Annotated in this window: 15 protein-coding genes; 3 read left to right on the top strand and 12 right to left on the bottom strand. The window is 72.0% G+C overall.

The window, feature by feature from the left end:
* Positions 1 to 84: 84 nt before the first annotated feature.
* From ACWGJY_RS22465 to ACWGJY_RS22440, 6 genes are all read right to left on the bottom strand, one after another.
* The gene (locus tag ACWGJY_RS22465; protein ID WP_453262628.1) at positions 85 to 771 is read right to left on the bottom strand and encodes an urease accessory protein UreF; all 687 of its coding nucleotides are present in this window, start codon (positions 769 to 771) and stop codon (positions 85 to 87) included.
* A gap of 116 nt (positions 772 to 887) precedes the next feature.
* Positions 888 to 2,612 (bottom strand): urease subunit alpha, encoded by a 1,725-nt coding sequence (gene ureC / locus ACWGJY_RS22460; protein WP_453262597.1) that lies wholly within the window; start codon positions 2,610 to 2,612, stop codon positions 888 to 890.
* Entirely contained in the window at positions 2,612 to 3,022 is a 411-nt protein-coding gene (locus tag ACWGJY_RS22455; protein WP_453262596.1) for an urease subunit beta, read from the bottom strand. The genes ureC and ACWGJY_RS22455 overlap by 1 nt, the downstream gene beginning before the upstream one ends.
* Before the next feature lie 37 nt (positions 3,023 to 3,059).
* Positions 3,060 to 3,365 (bottom strand): urease subunit gamma, encoded by a 306-nt coding sequence (locus ACWGJY_RS22450; protein ID WP_453262595.1) that lies wholly within the window; start codon positions 3,363 to 3,365, stop codon positions 3,060 to 3,062.
* A 4-nt stretch (positions 3,366 to 3,369) separates the two neighbouring features.
* Positions 3,370 to 4,272 (bottom strand): urea transporter, encoded by a 903-nt coding sequence (locus tag ACWGJY_RS22445; protein WP_453262594.1) that lies wholly within the window; start codon positions 4,270 to 4,272, stop codon positions 3,370 to 3,372.
* Positions 4,273 to 4,956: 684 nt separating this feature from the next.
* Positions 4,957 to 5,556 carry a TetR/AcrR family transcriptional regulator gene (locus ACWGJY_RS22440; protein WP_453262593.1) on the bottom strand — a complete coding sequence of 200 codons (600 nt, stop codon included), beginning with the start codon at positions 5,554 to 5,556 and terminating at the stop codon, positions 4,957 to 4,959.
* A gap of 68 nt (positions 5,557 to 5,624) precedes the next feature.
* Between ACWGJY_RS22440 and ACWGJY_RS22435 the strand changes: the two genes are divergently transcribed.
* Positions 5,625 to 6,614 (top strand): DMT family transporter, encoded by a 990-nt coding sequence (locus tag ACWGJY_RS22435; RefSeq protein ID WP_453262592.1) that lies wholly within the window; start codon positions 5,625 to 5,627, stop codon positions 6,612 to 6,614.
* A gap of 57 nt (positions 6,615 to 6,671) precedes the next feature.
* Here the strand turns inward: ACWGJY_RS22435 and ACWGJY_RS22430 are convergent, their stop codons facing one another.
* The gene (locus tag ACWGJY_RS22430) at positions 6,672 to 8,069 is read right to left on the bottom strand and encodes a GntT/GntP/DsdX family permease (RefSeq protein WP_453262591.1); all 1,398 of its coding nucleotides are present in this window, start codon (positions 8,067 to 8,069) and stop codon (positions 6,672 to 6,674) included.
* 63 nt (positions 8,070 to 8,132) lie between these two features.
* The gene (locus ACWGJY_RS22425; protein ID WP_453262590.1) at positions 8,133 to 8,660 is read right to left on the bottom strand and encodes a gluconokinase; all 528 of its coding nucleotides are present in this window, start codon (positions 8,658 to 8,660) and stop codon (positions 8,133 to 8,135) included.
* Positions 8,661 to 8,791: 131 nt separating this feature from the next.
* On the opposite strand from ACWGJY_RS22425, the gene ACWGJY_RS22420 reads away from it, so the two are divergent.
* Entirely contained in the window at positions 8,792 to 9,493 is a 702-nt protein-coding gene (locus ACWGJY_RS22420) for a FadR/GntR family transcriptional regulator (RefSeq protein ID WP_453262589.1), read from the top strand.
* A gap of 81 nt (positions 9,494 to 9,574) precedes the next feature.
* On the opposite strand, the gene ACWGJY_RS22415 is transcribed toward ACWGJY_RS22420, so the two are convergent.
* Both ACWGJY_RS22415 and ACWGJY_RS22410 read right to left on the bottom strand, forming a co-directional pair.
* Positions 9,575 to 9,787, bottom strand: a complete 213-nt coding sequence (locus ACWGJY_RS22415) for a hypothetical protein (protein ID WP_030981280.1) — start codon at positions 9,785 to 9,787, stop codon at positions 9,575 to 9,577.
* Between the two features lie 125 nt (positions 9,788 to 9,912).
* Positions 9,913 to 11,511, bottom strand: a complete 1,599-nt coding sequence (locus tag ACWGJY_RS22410) for an acyl-CoA mutase large subunit family protein (protein WP_453262588.1) — start codon at positions 11,509 to 11,511, stop codon at positions 9,913 to 9,915.
* 133 nt (positions 11,512 to 11,644) lie between these two features.
* On the opposite strand from ACWGJY_RS22410, the gene ACWGJY_RS22405 reads away from it, so the two are divergent.
* Complete coding sequence (locus ACWGJY_RS22405) at positions 11,645 to 12,517, top strand: L,D-transpeptidase family protein (protein ID WP_453262587.1); 873 nt, start codon at positions 11,645 to 11,647, stop codon at positions 12,515 to 12,517.
* Positions 12,518 to 12,863: 346 nt separating this feature from the next.
* On the opposite strand, the gene ACWGJY_RS22400 is transcribed toward ACWGJY_RS22405, so the two are convergent.
* A complete protein-coding gene (locus tag ACWGJY_RS22400; RefSeq protein ID WP_453262586.1) occupies positions 12,864 to 13,940 on the bottom strand; it encodes a hypothetical protein in 1,077 nt (358 codons plus the stop codon).
* The gene (locus tag ACWGJY_RS22395) at positions 13,940 to 14,779 is read right to left on the bottom strand and encodes an RNA polymerase sigma factor (RefSeq protein ID WP_453262585.1); all 840 of its coding nucleotides are present in this window, start codon (positions 14,777 to 14,779) and stop codon (positions 13,940 to 13,942) included. The genes ACWGJY_RS22400 and ACWGJY_RS22395 overlap by 1 nt, the downstream gene beginning before the upstream one ends.
* Positions 14,780 to 15,635: the final 856 nt, after the last annotated feature.

Below are 15,635 nucleotides of genomic sequence, written 5' to 3'. Positions count from 1 at the left end.
GCGCGTGGTGTCTTCGCGCGTGGTGTCTTCGCGCGTGGTGTGCTCGCCGTGGCGGGCGGGCGGGGCCGGGCCCGGCTGCTCGCACTAGCTCGCGAACAGCCGGGCCTCGGCGCGCTCGTGCCGGCCGGCCATGACGTCGGCCACCGGGACGCACCCGCCGAGGTCGGCCAACTCCCGGTCGAGGGCGGCCGCCACGGTCTCCTCGATCACGGGAGCGGCCCGGTGCAGGACGGCCTGGGCCCGGCGGTGGTCGGTGAGCCTCAGTCGCAGGGCCGCCCCCACGAAGCTGGCGGCGAAGGCGAACAGCTCGCAGGTGACGGCCTGCCGTGCGGTGAGGCCGTTGCCCGCGTGGACGACGCCCGCGACGACCGGCTGGCAGCCGCGCACCGCACCGTCCCGGTAGAGCGTGCGGTACCGCTCGATCGGCTCTGTGCCGTAGACCTCGCCGGCCAGGTCGAGTAGTTGCCGCCCCGTGCGGACGGCAGCCTGCCGGGCCTCCCGGCCCAGCTTGGTGGCGTGCAGGCGCCGTTCCACGGCCACCACCTCGTCCCAGTCGTCCGCGCTCACCGCGCGGTGGGTGAGCGCGAGTGCGGTGGCGTCGGCCGGGCCCGCGCTGTGGCGGAGCAGGTCGTGGAGGAGGTCGGGCAGGCTGCGCGGGGTGACCGCACGGGCCTGCTGAAAGCCCTCCAGGCCGTGGGAGAGGGTGTAGTAGCCGCTGGGGAAGGCCGAGTCGGTGAGCTGGAGCCCGGTCAGCAGCGCCGGGATCGGCATCAAGTCGTTCACGCCGGGTTTCCGTTTCTGCCGGGTGGCCGTCCGCCGGGGCCGGCCAGGGGTGTCCGTGGGGAGCACGCGGCGCGCGGGGCGCCCCACGGACCGTCGTGGGGCTGTCAGACGATGTAGAAGAGCTGGTTGAGCGGGAGGCGCTCGGCCGGCTCGATGGTGGCGGGCTCGCCGTCGACGGTGACCTTGTAGGTCTCCGGATCCACCTCGATGCGCGGTAGTGCGTCGTTGCGGACCATGTGCTGCTTGCCGACGCTCCGGCAGCGCTGCACGGGCTCGATCCGCCGCCCGAGGCCCAGTTCGCCGGGGACGCCGGCGGCGATGGCCGCCTGGGACATGAAGGTGACGGACGTACGCTGCCGGGCGCGGCCGTAGCTGCCGAACATCGGCCGGTAGTACACCGGTTGGGGCGTCGGCAGGGAGGCGTTGGGGTCGCCCATCAGGGCCCAGTTGACCATGCCGCCCTTGATGATCAGCTTGGGCTTGGCGGCGAAGGAATTGATCGGCCAGAGCACGATGTCGGCGAGCTTGCCGGGCTCCAGCGAGCCGATCACGTCGGAGGCGCCCACCGCGATCGCCGGGTTGATGGTGAGCTTCGCCAGGTAGCGCAGCACGCGCGCGTTGTCGTTGCGCGAGCCGTCCTCGGCGAGCGCACCGCGCACCTCCTTGCAGTGGTGCGCGGTCTGGAAGGCACGGGCGAAGGACTCGCCGACGCGGCCCATGGCCTGAGAGTCGGAGGAGAAGATGCTGATCACGCCGAGGTCGTGCAGTACCGTCTCGGCCGCGATGGTCTCGGCACGCACCCGGCTGTCGGCGAACGAGACGTCCTCCGGGATGTTGCGGGACAGATGGTGGCAGACCATCACCATGTCCAGCAGCTCGTCCACCGAGTTGATGGTGTACGGCAGGGTGGGGTTGGTGGAGGCCGGCAGGACGTTGGGCTCGCCGGAGACCCGCATGATGTCGGGGGCATGACCGCCGCCCGCACCCTCGGTGTGGAAGGTGTGGATGGTCCGGCCGTCGATCGCGGACAGGGTGTCCTCGAAGAAGCCGCCCTCGTTGAGGGTGTCGGTGTGGATGGCGAGCTGGATGTCGTGCTCGTCGGCGACCCGCAGCGCGTTGTCGATGGTGGCCGGGGTGGCGCCCCAGTCCTCGTGCACCTTCAGACCGGCCACGCCCGCCTCGACCTGCTCGCGCAGCGCCTCGGGCAGGCTGCCGTTGCCCTTGCCGAGCAGCCCCACGTTGACCGGCAGGTCCTCGACGGCTTCCAGCATCCGGTGGATGTTCCACGGGCCGGGGGTGCAGGTGGTGCCGTTGGTGCCGTCGGTCGGCCCGGTACCGCCGCCGAAGAAGGTGGTGATGCCGTTGGACAGGCCCTCCTGGGCCTGCTGGGGCGAGATGAAGTGGATGTGGGTGTCGACGCCGCCGGCGGTGGCGATCAGGTGCTCGCCGGAGATGACCTCGGTGCCGGGGCCGATGACCAGCTTGGGGTCAACGCCGTTTTGGGTATGCGGGTTGCCTGCCTTGCCCACCTTGACGATCAGTCCGTCGCGGACACCGATGTCGCCCTTGACGACGCCCAGCACCGGGTCGAGGACCACCACGTTGGTGATCACCAGGTCCAGCGCGCCGTCGCGGCTGAGCGCGGCGGGGTCCTGGGCCATGCCGTCACGGATGGCCTTGCCGCCGCCGTAGACGGCCTCGTCGCCGTAGGAGCCGGCGTTGTGGTCGTACTCGACCTCGACGACCAGGTTGGTGTCGGCGAGGTGGAACCGGTCGCCCACGGTGGGGCCGAACAGGTCCGTGTACTGCTTGCGCGGGATGATCGCCATCAGTGGTCGGCTCCCTCGTTCTCGGTGTCTGCGTTGCCGCCGGTGTCGGCGAATCCCAGCTGTGCGGCGCGGCGCAGCGCGGCGCGCCGGGTGTCGTCGGCGTTCAGGCCGCCGCCCACGAGTCCGGCGAAGCCGACGAGCCGCCGGGTGCCGCCGAAGGCGACCAGCTCGACCTCGCGGGTGTCGCCGGGCTCGAAGCGGACGGCGGTGCCGGACGGGATGTCCAGGTGCATGCCGTACGCGGCTGCGCGGTCGAACCGCAGCGCGCGGTTGGCCTCGAAGAAGTGGTAGTGGGAGCCGATCTGGACGGCACGGTCACCGGTGTTGGCGACCGTCAGACCGACCGTGGCCCGGCCGGAGTTGATCTCCACGGGAGCGTCCCCGTAGAGGTAGTGGGCTCCACCCGACATCGTTGTCTCCTCGTCTCAGGCGGTGATTCAGGCGGTTTCAGGCGCAGATGGGGTCATGGCAGGTGACCAGCTTCGTCCCGTCCACGAAGGCCGTCTCGACCTGGAGGACGGTGAGCATGTCGCGCACCCCGGGCATGACCTCGTCGGCGGTGACGACCTTGCGGCCCAGCTCCATGCACTCGGCCACGGTGTGGCCGTCGCGGGCGGCCTCCAGGACGGCCTCGGTGATCAGTGCGGCCGCTTCGGAGTAGTTGAGCTTGGTGCCCCGCCCCCGGCGGCGGCGGGCCAGGTCCGCCACCACGTAGACGTGGAGCTTGTCGATTTCGCGTGGTGCGAGGTTCATGGCGTCACTTCGCTTTCTCGGACGAGATACCGGGCCGGTCCAGGGCTGGAGCGGCCGCCAGGAAGAGCCAGGTCGTCACGACGAACGGCCAGGTGAAGGGCGATCCGCCGGAGGGCTGGGCGAAGGCCTGCCAGGCGGCGGTGAAGGGGACCGAGGCCACGGCCGCGAGGGTGGCGTACCCGGCGGTCCACGGGGTGAGGGTCAAGAAGGTCGCGCCCAGTGCGATGGCGACGAGCACCGCGTTGTAGCCGTAGAGCCCCTCGGTGATCCGGTCGGCCGGCAGGCCCATGGCGCAGGCGGTCAGGATCGCGACGATGCTGCCGCAGGCCGCGGCGACGGCGGCGGTACGGGAGGCGACGAGCACTCCGAGGAGCAGGATCAGCCCCGCGTACCACTTGTCGAGGAGGAAGACCTGGGCGATGCCGTTGCCGAAGGCCTGGCCGAATTCCGTGGCCGACAGGGTGGTGAACCCGTTCGTGGCGACCGGCGCTGCGGGGGCGGCCTGAGCGGTCGGCAGAGCGATCGCCAGCACTCCCGCGACCAGACAGAAGGGGGCCGTCAGCGAGGGAAGTCCGACACGGCCCAGCAGACGGCCGGCGGCCGCACCCGTCACCGCACAGACGGCCGCGGCAAGAAGGGCGAGCAGCGCCGTCTGCCACGAGGCTCCGAGGCGGACGACGACGGCTATGGCCGTCAGGCAACCGCAGTAGCCCTCCAGCCCCTTGGCCAGACCGTCCCGGTCGGCCCCCAGGACGGCTGCGGCCGCGGTGGACGCGGCGGCACCGAGCAGGCCGTACACGCCGGTCTGCCAGCTCCCCGCGAAGAGCCCGACGGCGAACAGCAGTCCGGTCCACGGGCTCGCGCTGAGCGCGACCTGGGCGATGCCCCGCAGCTGTGTCCGTCCCATGTCGGCGGGAACCCAGCTACTGTGCTGTACCACCCGCCCGCCTGTAGGCATACTTCCTCCTTGTCCGCGAGCACCTCAACGCGGCGGCACGCACGGAATGCACGGCGGCCGCCTCTTGATCAACAGCTGGTTGGAGGCTACGCCTGGCCCCGGCGCCACACGCCCGCCAGCGCGAAGCGACAGCCCGAACACGCTCCGATATCACCGCAGATGACGAGGCATCACGGGCGGGCCGGAGCGGGAAAGTCTTGATCTTGAATAGGGAATCTTGGGCCACCCTTGGCGTTTCCCAGATGAAAATTCAACCAAATAGTGGGACTGTCGGGTGAGTCCACGCACCTCCTCGGGCCGCACCGAGGAGGCGCCTGCGCCTGCGTCTACGTCTGCCGCCTGCCGGGCGCCTGCGCCTGTCGCCCGCCGGGAAGTCGTGTCGCACACCCCGAGGCGCTCGGCGGGGAGCCGGCTCGCCGCCTCGTCCAGCGCCTGGTTCTCGAATGCCTGACCGGTGTACCCGAAGTGACCGGCGGTCAGCACCTGAGGCTCCTTCGGCCCCGCCGAGCGCCCCGTACACCGCTCACCGCCCCGGCGGCGGCGCCGACGGATCGAACGGTGCTCCCACGACGACCACAGCGACTGGGCCCGGCCCGACGCAGCCGGCGGCCGGCGCGGGTGCCCGGCCGCCGGTCACACCGCCACCCCCGCGGCGGCGAGCAGCGCCTCCGCCTCGTCGCGGGCGCTGCCGACCGGGTCGGGGAAGACCCCCAGGCCGTGGGCGACCAGGGCCCCTTCGTGAAGGAGCATCAGCGCTCGGCCCAGCCGGTCGGCCCGGCCGGGCGCCGCGGCCCCGGCCAAATCGGTGAACAGCGCGAGCATCCACTGCTTCTGCGCGGTGATGATCGCGTACGCGGGATGGGCCGGGTCGCTGATCTCGGCGTGGGCGTTGACCATGCTGCACCCCTTGGCGCTGCGCTCCGCCGCCCAGGCGCGCGAGGCATCGAAGACGGCCAGGATCCCGGCGGCGGGCGACTCCCCCGCGGCGTCGAGGTACGGCGCCAGGAAGGCCCGCCAGCGTTCGTCACGGTCCGCGAGGTACTCCACGACGAGCTGCTCCTTGGAGCCGAACCGGTCGTAGAGCGTCTTCTTCGTCACCCCCGCCTCGGCCGCAATCAGGTCCACCCCGACGGCATGGATGCCGCGCTCGTAGAACAGCCGCTCGGCGGCCGCCAGAGCGCGGCGGGCGGCGGGCGTCATGGTGATCCGTCGGGGTGTCTGCGAGGTACCCATGGCAAAAGTATACCGATCTGTATAGTGAAACGGGAGGTATACAGATCGGTCTACCCAAGGAGGACGCCATGCACTTCCTGCTCTCGGCCGCGTTTGTGCTCTGCTGGAGCTCCGGATTCATCGGGGCCCGGCTCGGCACGGGCAGCGCGCCCGCGGCCACGCTCCTGATGTGGCGCTTCCTGCCGCTCGCCGCCGTCCTCGTCCTCGTGGCGGTCACCGCCGCCCGCGCCTCGTGGCGGGGCCTGACGGCACGGGACCTGGCCCGGCAAGCCGTCGTCGGCGCGCTGTCGCAGAGCGGCTATCTGCTCACCGTCTACTACGCGATCCAGCTCGGGGTCTCCAGCGGCACCACGGCCCTGATCGACGGCACCCAACCCCTGGTGGCCGGGGCGCTCGCCGGGCCGGTGCTGCACCAGTACGTCTCCCGCCGGCAGTGGCTCGGGCTGTGCCTGGGCCTGGCCGGCGTCGTCCTGGTCACCACGGCCGACGCGGCCTCCGGGGCGGGGGTGAGCTGGTGGGCGTACCTCGTCCCGTTCCTCGGCATGTCCTCGCTGGTGGCGGCCACCTTCCTGGAGGGCCGCTCGCGCACCCGGGTCGCGCCGTCGGTCGCCATGACCGTCCACTGCACCACCAGTGCCGTCCTCTTCACCGCCCTCGCCGCCGGGACCGGCGCCCTGCGGCCGCCCGCCGCGCTCTCCTTCTGGGCCGCGGTCGGCTGGCTGGTGGCACTGTCCACCTTCGGCGGGTACGGGCTGTACTGGCTGATCCTCAGGCGCTTCGGCGTCACCGAGGTGAACACCCTGATGTTCCTGATGGCACCGGTCACGGCGCTGTGGGGAGCCGCGATGTTCGGCGAACCGTTCGGCCCCCAGACCGCCGCGGGACTGGCGGTCGGCCTCGCAGCGGTCGTCCTCGTGCGCCGTGGCGCGACCGCCGCGGCCGCGGCTCCCACGAGGAAGCCGCCGCCCCGCGCACCAGGCCGTACCAGCGGGCATCCGCTCGTACGGCCTCGTGACGGGGACAGGCGCCTGAGGGGGGTGGGGCGTCCGGGGCGGTGACCCGCCCGGAAAGAACAGTGGTCCGACGGACCTGGGGCAGGTGTCTCCGCCTCGGCTCTAAAGGACCAGGGAGAGCAGCAGCACGCACCCGATCCCGACGACCGAGATCAGCGTCTCCATCACCGACCAGGTCTTCAGCGTCTGGCCGACGTCCATCCCGAAGTACTCCTTGACCAGCCAGAATCCGGCGTCGTTGACATGGCTGAAGAACAGCGACCCGCAGCCGATGGCCAACACCAGCAGCGCGGCATGGGTGGTGCTCAGGTCCGCGGCGAGCGGGGTGACCAGTCCGGCGGCGGAGATGGTGGCCACCGTCGCGGAGCCGGTCGCGAGCCGGATGGCGACCGCGATCAGCCAGGCCAGCAGCAGCGCGGAGATGTTCCAGCCCTTGGAGACGTCCAGGATCATCCGGCCGACTCCGGCGTCCACCAGCGTCTGCTTGAAGCCGCCGCCCGCGCCGACGATCAGCACCACACCCGCGATCGGGCCGAGCGACTTCTCGACGGTGGCGGCGATCCGGCCGCGGGTGAAGCCGGCCGCCCGGCCGAGCGTGAACATCGCGACGATGACGCCGGTGAGCAGCGCGATCAGCGGGGAGCCGACGACATCGAAGACCCTCTGAAGGCTGTCCTTCGGATCGTCGACGACGATGTCCACCAGCGCCTTGGCCAGCATCATCACCACCGGCAGCAGCACGGTGGCCACGGTGATCCCGAAGCCGGGCCGCTTCTCCAGGTCGTCACAGGTGCGTTCGGGCACCATGTTCTGCGGCGGGCGGATGTCCACCCAGCGGGCCGCGTAACGGGAGAAGACCGGACCGGCGATGACCGCGGTCGGGATGGCGACGAGCACACCGAGCGCGAGGGTGACCCCCAGGTTCGCGCCGACCGCGTCGATCGCCGCGAGCGGTCCGGGGTGCGGGGGTATCAGCCCGTGCATGACGGACAGTCCGGCCAGCGCGGGGATGCCGATCCGCATCAGCGAGAAGTTGCCGCGCTTGGCGACCAGCAGCACCACGGGGATCAGCAGCACGATGCCGACCTCGAAGAAGATCGGCAGCCCCACGATCCCGGCGATCAGCACCATCGCCCAGGGCATCGCCCGCCGGCCCGCCTTCGCCAGGATCGTGTCGACGATCTGGTCCGCACCCCCGGAATCGGCGAGCAGCCGCCCGAGGACGGCACCGAGCGCGATCAGTACGCCGGTGCCCGCGACGGTCGTGCCCAGCCCCGTCGAGAAGCTGGCGATGGCCTTGTCGAGCGGTGCGCCGGCCACCGCGCCGAGCACCAGCGAACCGATGATCAGCGACAGAAAGGCATGCAACTTGAACGTGGTGATGAGCCAGACGATGACGGCGATGCCGACCAGGACGGCGATGCCCAGCTGTGCGTGACCGGCCGAGGTGATGGGCTCGGTCACGTCCGCTGCGAGCATCTCGACGCTGAGATGAGTCACGGCGATTCCTTGGTGGGACGGAGGGGGAGGGGGAATGCTGCGGTACGGGTGGGGAGTTCGGGACTATCCGGCCGGTGCGTCCGCCGCGCACAGTGCGGCCACCGCGCGCTCGGCGATCTCCTGCGGGCTGCCGGAGACATCCACCGCGGCACCGGCCTCGTCGCACCCGAGCGGTTCGAGCGTGGCGAACTGGGAGTCCAGCAGCGCGGTCGGCATGAAGTGGCCCGTGCGCTCGGCCATCCGCGCCTCGATCAGCGCGCGGTCCCCGGTGAGATGTAGGAAGACGACCCCGGGGGCGGCGGCGCGCAGCCGGTCGCGGTAGGCGCGCTTGAGCGCGGAACTGCTGACCACGCCGCCGCGCCCGGCCCGCTCATGCGCCCAGGAGCCGATGGCATCCAGCCACGGACCGCGGTCGGCATCGTCCAGCGGGGTGCCGGCCGACATCTTGGCGATGTTGGCCGGCGGATGGAAGTCGTCACCCTCGGCGTAGGGGACGCCCAGTCCGGCGGCCACCAGCGGGCCGATGGTGGTCTTGCCGGTGCCGGCCACGCCCATCACGACGATCACGTCGATCACGTCGGGGGTGCTCATCCCGTGTACCTCGCTGTCTTCATCGACCTCGTGCGGCCCCCACTGAAACCCATTAGGTACGACGTATTCAAGACCCTGTGATGCAAACGTCATACTTAATTGGCCGGGGTACGGGAACGTAGGCTTGCCCCATGGAAAACGAGGGGAAGGGACTGCACGCCCGGGTGCTGGAGTCCCTCGGACCCGCGATCACCGCGGGCGACTACCCCCCGGGCACGATCCTGCGCACGGACGAACTGGAGCAGCGCTTCGACGTCTCCCGCACGGTCATCCGCGAGGCGGTCCGGGTACTGGAATCCATGCAACTGGTCGCCTCCCGGCGCCGGGTGGGGGTGACCGTCCGGCCCGCCGAGGAGTGGAACGTCTACGACCCGCGGGTGATCGGCTGGCGGCTGGCCGGCCGCGACCGCCCCCGGCAGCTGCGCTCACTGACCGTTCTGCGCTCGGCGATCGAACCGGTCGCCGCGGGCCTCGCCGCCCGGCACGCCACCCCCGAGCAGTGCGCCCACCTCACCGAGCAGGCCATGGGCATGGTCGCCACCTCACGCGGCCAGCAGCTCGACGGCTACCTCGTCCACGACACGGCCTTCCACCGGATCGTCCTGACCGCCTCCGGCAACGAGATGTTCGCCCGGCTCGGCGATGTGGTCGCCGCCGTCCTGACCGGCCGCACCCAGCACCATGTGATGTTCACCGACCCCGACCCGGCCGCGGTCACCCTCCATGTCCAGGTCGCCGAGGCGGTACGCACCGGCGACGCGGCGCGGGCGGAATCCCTGACCCGCGAGATCACCGCCGGCGCCATGGCCGAACTCGACGTCCTGGCGCCGTAGTTGGCCCCGGCCGACGGGCCCCGGCCGGCGGGCCCCGGCCGGCGGGCCCCGGCCGGCGGGCCCCGGCCGACGAGCCCCGGGTCAGAACAGCGGCTGCTGCCCGGGAATCGGCGGCTCCTCCGGATCGAACAGCTTCTCCGCCGGCGCCATCATCGGCGCGATCCTGCGCGACCCCGGGCAGGAGATCAGCTCCAGCACCGTCCGGCGGCCAGGAGGGTCATGACGGGCGAAACGGCCGCCGACAACGGCGATCTCTCGGGTGCAGACGGGACACGCACGGCGGGGTGACGACATGACACCAGTCTGACGCAGCCCGGCCCACCGGTCACAAGCTCCCGCCCCCGCACCGCGTGCACCCACCGCCCGGCGCCGGCCTCGGCCCCGGCTCCGGCCCCGGCTCCGCCCGCCCAGCTTCCCCCTCAGAACGCATCCGTCGGCACATACGTCCCCCACACCTCCCGCAGCGCATCGCACACCTCGCCCAGCGTCGCCCTTGCCCGCAGGGCCTCGCGCATCGGGTGGAGGACGTTGTCCGTGCCCTCGGCCGCCTTGCGCAGGTCGCCGAGCGACGCCGATACCGCTCGGGCATTGCGGCGGTCCCGGAGCACGGCCAGCCGTTCGGTCTGCTGGGCCTCGATGGCCGGGTCGACCCGCAGGGGCTCGTAGGGCTCCTCCTCGTCGAGCCGGAAGCGGTTGACGCCGACGACGGTCCGCTCGCCGGCGTCCGTCTCCCGGGCGATGCGGTAGGCGTTGCGTTCGATCTCCTCCTTCTGGAAGCCGCGCTCGATGGCGGCGACCGCGCCGCCCATGTCCTCCACCCTGCGCATCAGCGCGACGGCCGCCTCCTCCACGTCGTCCGTCATCGACTCGACGGCGTAGGAACCGGCGAACGGGTCGACGGTGGCGGTCACATCGGTCTCGTAGGCCAGCACCTGCTGGGTGCGCAGCGCCAGGCGGGCCGACTTGTCCGTGGGCAGGGCGATGGCCTCGTCGAAGGAGTTGGTGTGCAGCGACTGGGTGCCGCCGAGCACGGCGGCGAGCCCCTGGAGGGTGACCCGGGCGAGGTTCACCTCGGGCTGCTGGGCGGTGAGCTGCACCCCGGCCGTCTGGGTGTGGAACCGCAGCATCAGCGACCTGGGGTTCTTCGCACCGAACTCCTCCCGCATCACCCTGGCCCAGATCCTGCGCGCGGCCCGGAACTTGGCGACCTCTTCGAGCAGTGTCGTACGGGCGACGAAGAAGAAGGACAGCCGCGGTGCGAAGTCGTCGACGTCCATCCCGGCGGCCAGGGCGGTACGGACATAGGCGATGCCGTTGGCGAGCGTGAAAGCGATCTCCTGCGCGGGCGAGGCACCCGCCTCCGCCATGTGGTAGCCGGAGATGGAAATGGTGTTCCACCGGGGGATCTCGGTCCGGCAGTACCGGAAGATGTCCGCGGCCAGCCGCAGTGACGGCTGCGGCGGAAAGATGTAGGTCCCGCGCGCGATGTACTCCTTGAGCACATCGTTCTGCACGGTCCCGTTCAGCCGGCCGGCCGCCACCCCTTCTTCCTCCCCCACCAGTTGGTAGAGGAGCAGCAGCAGTGCGGCAGGCGCATTGATGGTCATCGACGTCGACACCTTGTCCAGCGGGATGCCGCCGAACAGCACCCGCATGTCCTCGACGGAGTCGATGGCCACCCCGACCTTGCCGACCTCACCCGAGGCGATCGGGGTGTCCGAGTCATGGCCCATCTGCGTCGGCAGGTCGAAGGCGACCGACAGTCCCGTGGTGCCGTGGGCGATCAGCTGCCGGTAGCGGGCGTTGGACTCCCGCGCGGTACCGAAGCCGGCGTACTGCCGCATCGTCCAGGGCCGGCCGGTGTACATCGACGGATACACCCCGCGGGTGAAGGGGTAGCTGCCGGGCGCCCCGAGCCTGCGCTCCGGTTCCCAGCCGTCCAGCGCCTCGGGCCCGTACACCGGCTCGATGGGCAGGCCGCTCTCGTTGTACCGCTCACTGCCCGACTCGTGCGCCATGGGTGTACGCCTCCCACTGGGTGACCGGCACCGGGTATCCGCTTGCTCACAGCATGCCCGCAGGTTCGCCGCCCCGCAGCACTGGGAAGAGTCACCGATGGCCGGTCGGGCCGCCGAGATCCGGGGGTTGCGCATGCAGCGGAGCAGTGGACGACGTACGGCGCCTGCGGTGGCCGCGGTGCTGGTGGCGGCGCTGGCGGTGGGCTGCCACCCGGTGACGGTCACCAAAGCGGGTGCACCGGCCGGCCCGCACACGCGCTACGCCCCGACCATCCCCGCTCCCCCGCCCCTCGGCCATCCCGCACCACCCGCCCCGTCCGGGCACTCCACCGCGCCGCGCCCGCACCGCCCCGCACCGCACGCTTCTCCGGCTCCCCGGCCGCTGATGGCGGCCGGCGCGCGCGGCACCCCGGTGCGCGAACTGCAGGCGCGACTGGCCCAGCTGGGGCTTTTCGACCCCTCCCCGACGGGCTACTACGCCTCGGTGACGGCCGCCTCGGTCCGGGCTTTCCAGAAGCGGCAGGGCCTGCCCCGTACGGGCGCCGTGCAGTCCACGGCCTGGAGGGCGCTGCGGTCCCACACCCGCCGGCCGTCGCACCAGGAGCTGTATCCGGCCACCACGAGGCCGGTCGGCACCCCCGACCCGCGCTGTATGACGGGCCGGGTGATCTGCATCAGCAAGCGGAGCAACACCCTCACCTGGAGGGTCGACGGCCGGATCGTGTCGGCGATGGATGTCCGCTTCGGCTCCCAGTACACCCCCACCCGCGAGGGGGCCTTCGCCCTCACCTTCAAGAGCCGCCACCACATCTCGACGCTGTACCACACGGCCATGCCGTACGCGATGTTCTTCAGCGGCGGCCAGGCCGTCCACTACTCCGCGGACTTCGCCGCCCGCGGCTATCGCGGCGCCTCACACGGCTGCGTCAACGTCCGCGACAAGAACAAGATCGCCGCCCTGTTCGCCACGGTGCGGAAGGGAACCAAGGTGGTCGTCTACCACTGAGCGGCACCCGGCACCGACCCGCACCCGGGCGACGACGTGAGCGGCACGGCCTGCCCGCACCTCCCACGCGGGGCCGGCCCGGATCACGACCCCGGATCACGGACCCGGATCACGACCCAGCTCTCTGACCGAAGCGGCAACTGAGCCACCCCCGCCCGCGGATCCACCTCCGCGAGAGCGCGCGCCGGCTCGGGCACAAAAGAGAGAAGGGCGCGGGCAGGACCGGGGGAACGTGCCCTGCCCGCGCCGAATGCGCTGAGCCGAAGGTACGGGGGGAACCCCGGCTCCTCGCGCAGCCGATGACCAGTCGGCTTCATTCCTTACTGCGTCACGGGCTCAAAAAACGTCACACCGTGCCGGTGGCGGTGCCACTCGGCGTGCCGCTGCCGGAACCTGGGGCGGTCGCCGAGGGGCCGGGGGCCGGGGTGGACGTGCCGGAGCCCGGGTTGGCGCCGGGCGACCGGGGCGGGTGGCCTTCGTCGTCCTCGTTGCCGCCCGCGCCGCCGCTCTTGCCGGTGCCGCCGCCGGTGATGCCACCGGTGATGCCACCGGTGATGCCGCCGAAGCCGTCGCCGCCGCCCGAGCCGCCGCCGTTCTGGTAGCGCGCCAGGTAGGCACGGCAGAAGACATGCACCTTCGCCGGTCCGCCGGCCGTGCGTTCGAGGCGCCGCAGCGTGTCGCGGTCCAGGGCGTCGCGTTTGCCGGACTCGTAGTTCCGGCACAGGCCGAGCAGGAAGTTCTTCTGGTCCGTGCCGCCGGGCAGGCCGGTGCCGCCGCTGCCGCCGCGCTGGTGGCCGCCGCGTCCCGTTCCGTCGCTGGGCGTGCCGCTGCCGGGGGGCGTACCGGCGCCGGGGCTGCTGCCGGGGGTGGGGCTCTCGGTGGGTTCGCTGCTCTTCCCGCCGGGCGTGGCGTCGGGCGTCTGCGCCGTGGTGCCGTCGGTCTGCGCGCCGGGTTCACCGGAGTGGAACGGTCGGGGGGGTTCCACGGCGGAGACGCTGGAGGCGGGTGCGGGGTCGCCGCCCCGGAACGGGGTGGGCAGCACGCCGGTGCCGGCCGCGACGGCGACGCCGCCGATGGCGCAGGCGGCGAGGGCGACGGCGAAGCCGCGCCGGAGGGGGCGGCCGAGCCGGGTGCGCTCGGCGAGGCCCGCGGTGTGTGCGCCGCCCAAGCCGGTGAGCGGTTCGCCTGCGGTGCGGCTGCGGGCGCCGGAGCCGCTGCGGGCGGCCCGGCGGAACGCGGCGACGGCCGCCTCTTCGCCGGGCAGCTCGACGGTTTGGGGCGTCTTGGCGGCGACCGCGGCGGCGGCCTCCAGGAGCTGTTCGAGTTCACGTGCGCCGTCGCCGTGCCGGGCACCGACCTGTTCACCGCGCAGCAATCGCTCCGCGGTGTCCTTGTCGAGCCAGTCGTACCGGTCGTCGGCCATCACATGTCCTTCTGCGTTCGTGCGGCCGTTTCCGTCACACCTGGTACGTACGATTCCGCCACGCCGTCGCGACGTCTTCCGCCCTGGACGGGCACTCCGTTCACCATTCCACCACCTCCGTGCGGGCCTCGTCCGGGCCGGCCGGAGGGGGCTCCTTCTCCCTGGCCGGCGCCGCCCTCGCCGCCGTCCCGCCCGCTGCCCCCGGGTCCGTCGTGGCTGCCGTCCACAGCTTCGTCGTGGCTGCCGTCCGCCGGTCCGTCGTGGCTGCCGTCCGGCTCCCCGCCGATCAGCTCGGCGAGCCGCCGCAGCCCGCGGTGGGCGGCGGTGCGCACCGCGCCGGGCCGCTTGCCGAGCACCTGCGCGGCGCTCTTGGCATCGAGCCCGACCACCACCCGGAGCACCACGGCCTCGGCCTGGTCCTGCGGCAGCCGGGCTATCAGCCGCATGGTGCGGCCGGTACCCAGGGCTTCGAGCGCCTCGCCCGCGGTGTCGGACGCGGCGGGGGTGTCGGCCAGTTCGCTCTCGTCGCCACCGGTCGCCGGGCGGCGGCCGCGCATCCTGATGTGGTCGAGGGCGCGGTTGCGGGCGATACGGGCGGCCCAGCCGCGGAAGCGGTCGGCGTCGCCGCGGAAGCGGGAGAGGTCGCGGGTGATCTGGAGCCAGGCTTCGGAGGTGACGTCCTCCACATCCGGTTCGCTCACCAAGGTCCGCACATACCCCAAAAGCCGGGGATGTACGGCGCGGTAGACGGTACGGAACGCCGCCTCGTCACCGTCCTGTGCCGCCTGCACGGCCACCGTCAGCCGACGGTCGTCCGGCTGAATGTCGTCCCCTCGCACGGGTCCATCCTGTCGCACGCGGAATGTCCGCCGCCCGGTCCTTGCTGCATTGCTGCTTCGCTCGGCCGTGCCACCGGCCTCGCTTCCCCGCTCCCTGCGCCGTCCGGACGGGCTCGCCCTCCGCACGGCGCCGGGGACCGGGACGGCTGCCGCATGCCATCGGCCGCGGCTGGCCTGAAACCTCCGGTAACCCGGATCTTCCCGCTGACCGTATCCCGTGTGTGCGAACGATCCGAACCCGGGATGGGGGCACTGCGCGCTGCGGCGGAGCCGGGAACGAGGGAGCGCCGAGCGGCCGGCGCGCCGGCGGAGTGCGCACCCGGACGCCTCTGCCGACTCCCGGGGAGAAGAACTTTCCCCCGCCGCGGCACATGGCCTGAACTCTGCGCCGACCAGCGCGGATCCGCACGTGACGGGCCTGTCCGGGGCCGCGTCCGGACCACTGGCCGTACCCCTGCCCGTACCCCGTGTGACGCTTTCGCGCCGTCTGGCGCTGTATCGGATAGAGGGCCGTCACAGGCCCTTCGCGAACGACGGCCGGGGCCTCTCCTGTGGGGGGTGGTGGCCCCGGCCGTCCTTTCGCATCTAGCGCTCTGACCAGGGATGTTGCGCGGAGTCGGTGACCAGCGTGACCAACCGGCCCGATGCCTCATGCGATCACCCCCAGCCCGATGCGCCGAGCCGTCCCGGACGCCGGCTTGCAGGCTCCTTCTACTCGATGCTTGCCGTGCTGGGCCATGGCGTAGCCCGGTGACTGGTGTCTCACCTTGACCGAGACCTCAACGAGATTCTCACCTGCTTCCAGATCGTTCGTGACCTTGCTGTGACGCCAGTCGTGGTGCGGAACCGCTCAGGT

The sequence above is a fragment of the Streptomyces sp. NPDC054765 genome (assembly GCF_053612065.1).
The sequence above is the reverse complement of the archived record's forward strand: the minus strand, read 5'-3'. Positions and strand labels throughout refer to the sequence as shown.

What these genes read in the sequence shown, in the direction of transcription:
- ACWGJY_RS22445 (WP_453262594.1), bottom strand. Translation starts at nt 4,272, where the DNA reads ATGGGACGGACACAGCTGCGGGGCATCGCCCAGGTCGCGCTCAGCGCG.
- ACWGJY_RS22405 (WP_453262587.1), top strand. Translation starts at nt 11,645, where the DNA reads ATGCAGCGGAGCAGTGGACGACGTACGGCGCCTGCGGTGGCCGCGGTG.
- ACWGJY_RS22450 (WP_453262595.1), bottom strand. Translation starts at nt 3,365, where the DNA reads ATGAACCTCGCACCACGCGAAATCGACAAGCTCCACGTCTACGTGGTG.
- ACWGJY_RS22455 (WP_453262596.1), bottom strand. Translation starts at nt 3,022, where the DNA reads ATGTCGGGTGGAGCCCACTACCTCTACGGGGACGCTCCCGTGGAGATC.
- ACWGJY_RS22465 (WP_453262628.1), bottom strand. Translation starts at nt 771, where the DNA reads ATGCCGATCCCGGCGCTGCTGACCGGGCTCCAGCTCACCGACTCGGCC.
- ACWGJY_RS22400 (WP_453262586.1), bottom strand. Translation starts at nt 13,940, where the DNA reads ATGGCCGACGACCGGTACGACTGGCTCGACAAGGACACCGCGGAGCGA.
- ACWGJY_RS22420 (WP_453262589.1), top strand. Translation starts at nt 8,792, where the DNA reads ATGGAAAACGAGGGGAAGGGACTGCACGCCCGGGTGCTGGAGTCCCTC.
- ACWGJY_RS22410 (WP_453262588.1), bottom strand. Translation starts at nt 11,511, where the DNA reads ATGGCGCACGAGTCGGGCAGTGAGCGGTACAACGAGAGCGGCCTGCCC.
- ACWGJY_RS22440 (WP_453262593.1), bottom strand. Translation starts at nt 5,556, where the DNA reads ATGGGTACCTCGCAGACACCCCGACGGATCACCATGACGCCCGCCGCC.
- ACWGJY_RS22415 (WP_030981280.1), bottom strand. Translation starts at nt 9,787, where the DNA reads ATGTCGTCACCCCGCCGTGCGTGTCCCGTCTGCACCCGAGAGATCGCC.
- ACWGJY_RS22425 (WP_453262590.1), bottom strand. Translation starts at nt 8,660, where the DNA reads ATGAGCACCCCCGACGTGATCGACGTGATCGTCGTGATGGGCGTGGCC.
- ureC (WP_453262597.1), bottom strand. Translation starts at nt 2,612, where the DNA reads ATGGCGATCATCCCGCGCAAGCAGTACACGGACCTGTTCGGCCCCACC.
- ACWGJY_RS22435 (WP_453262592.1), top strand. Translation starts at nt 5,625, where the DNA reads ATGCACTTCCTGCTCTCGGCCGCGTTTGTGCTCTGCTGGAGCTCCGGA.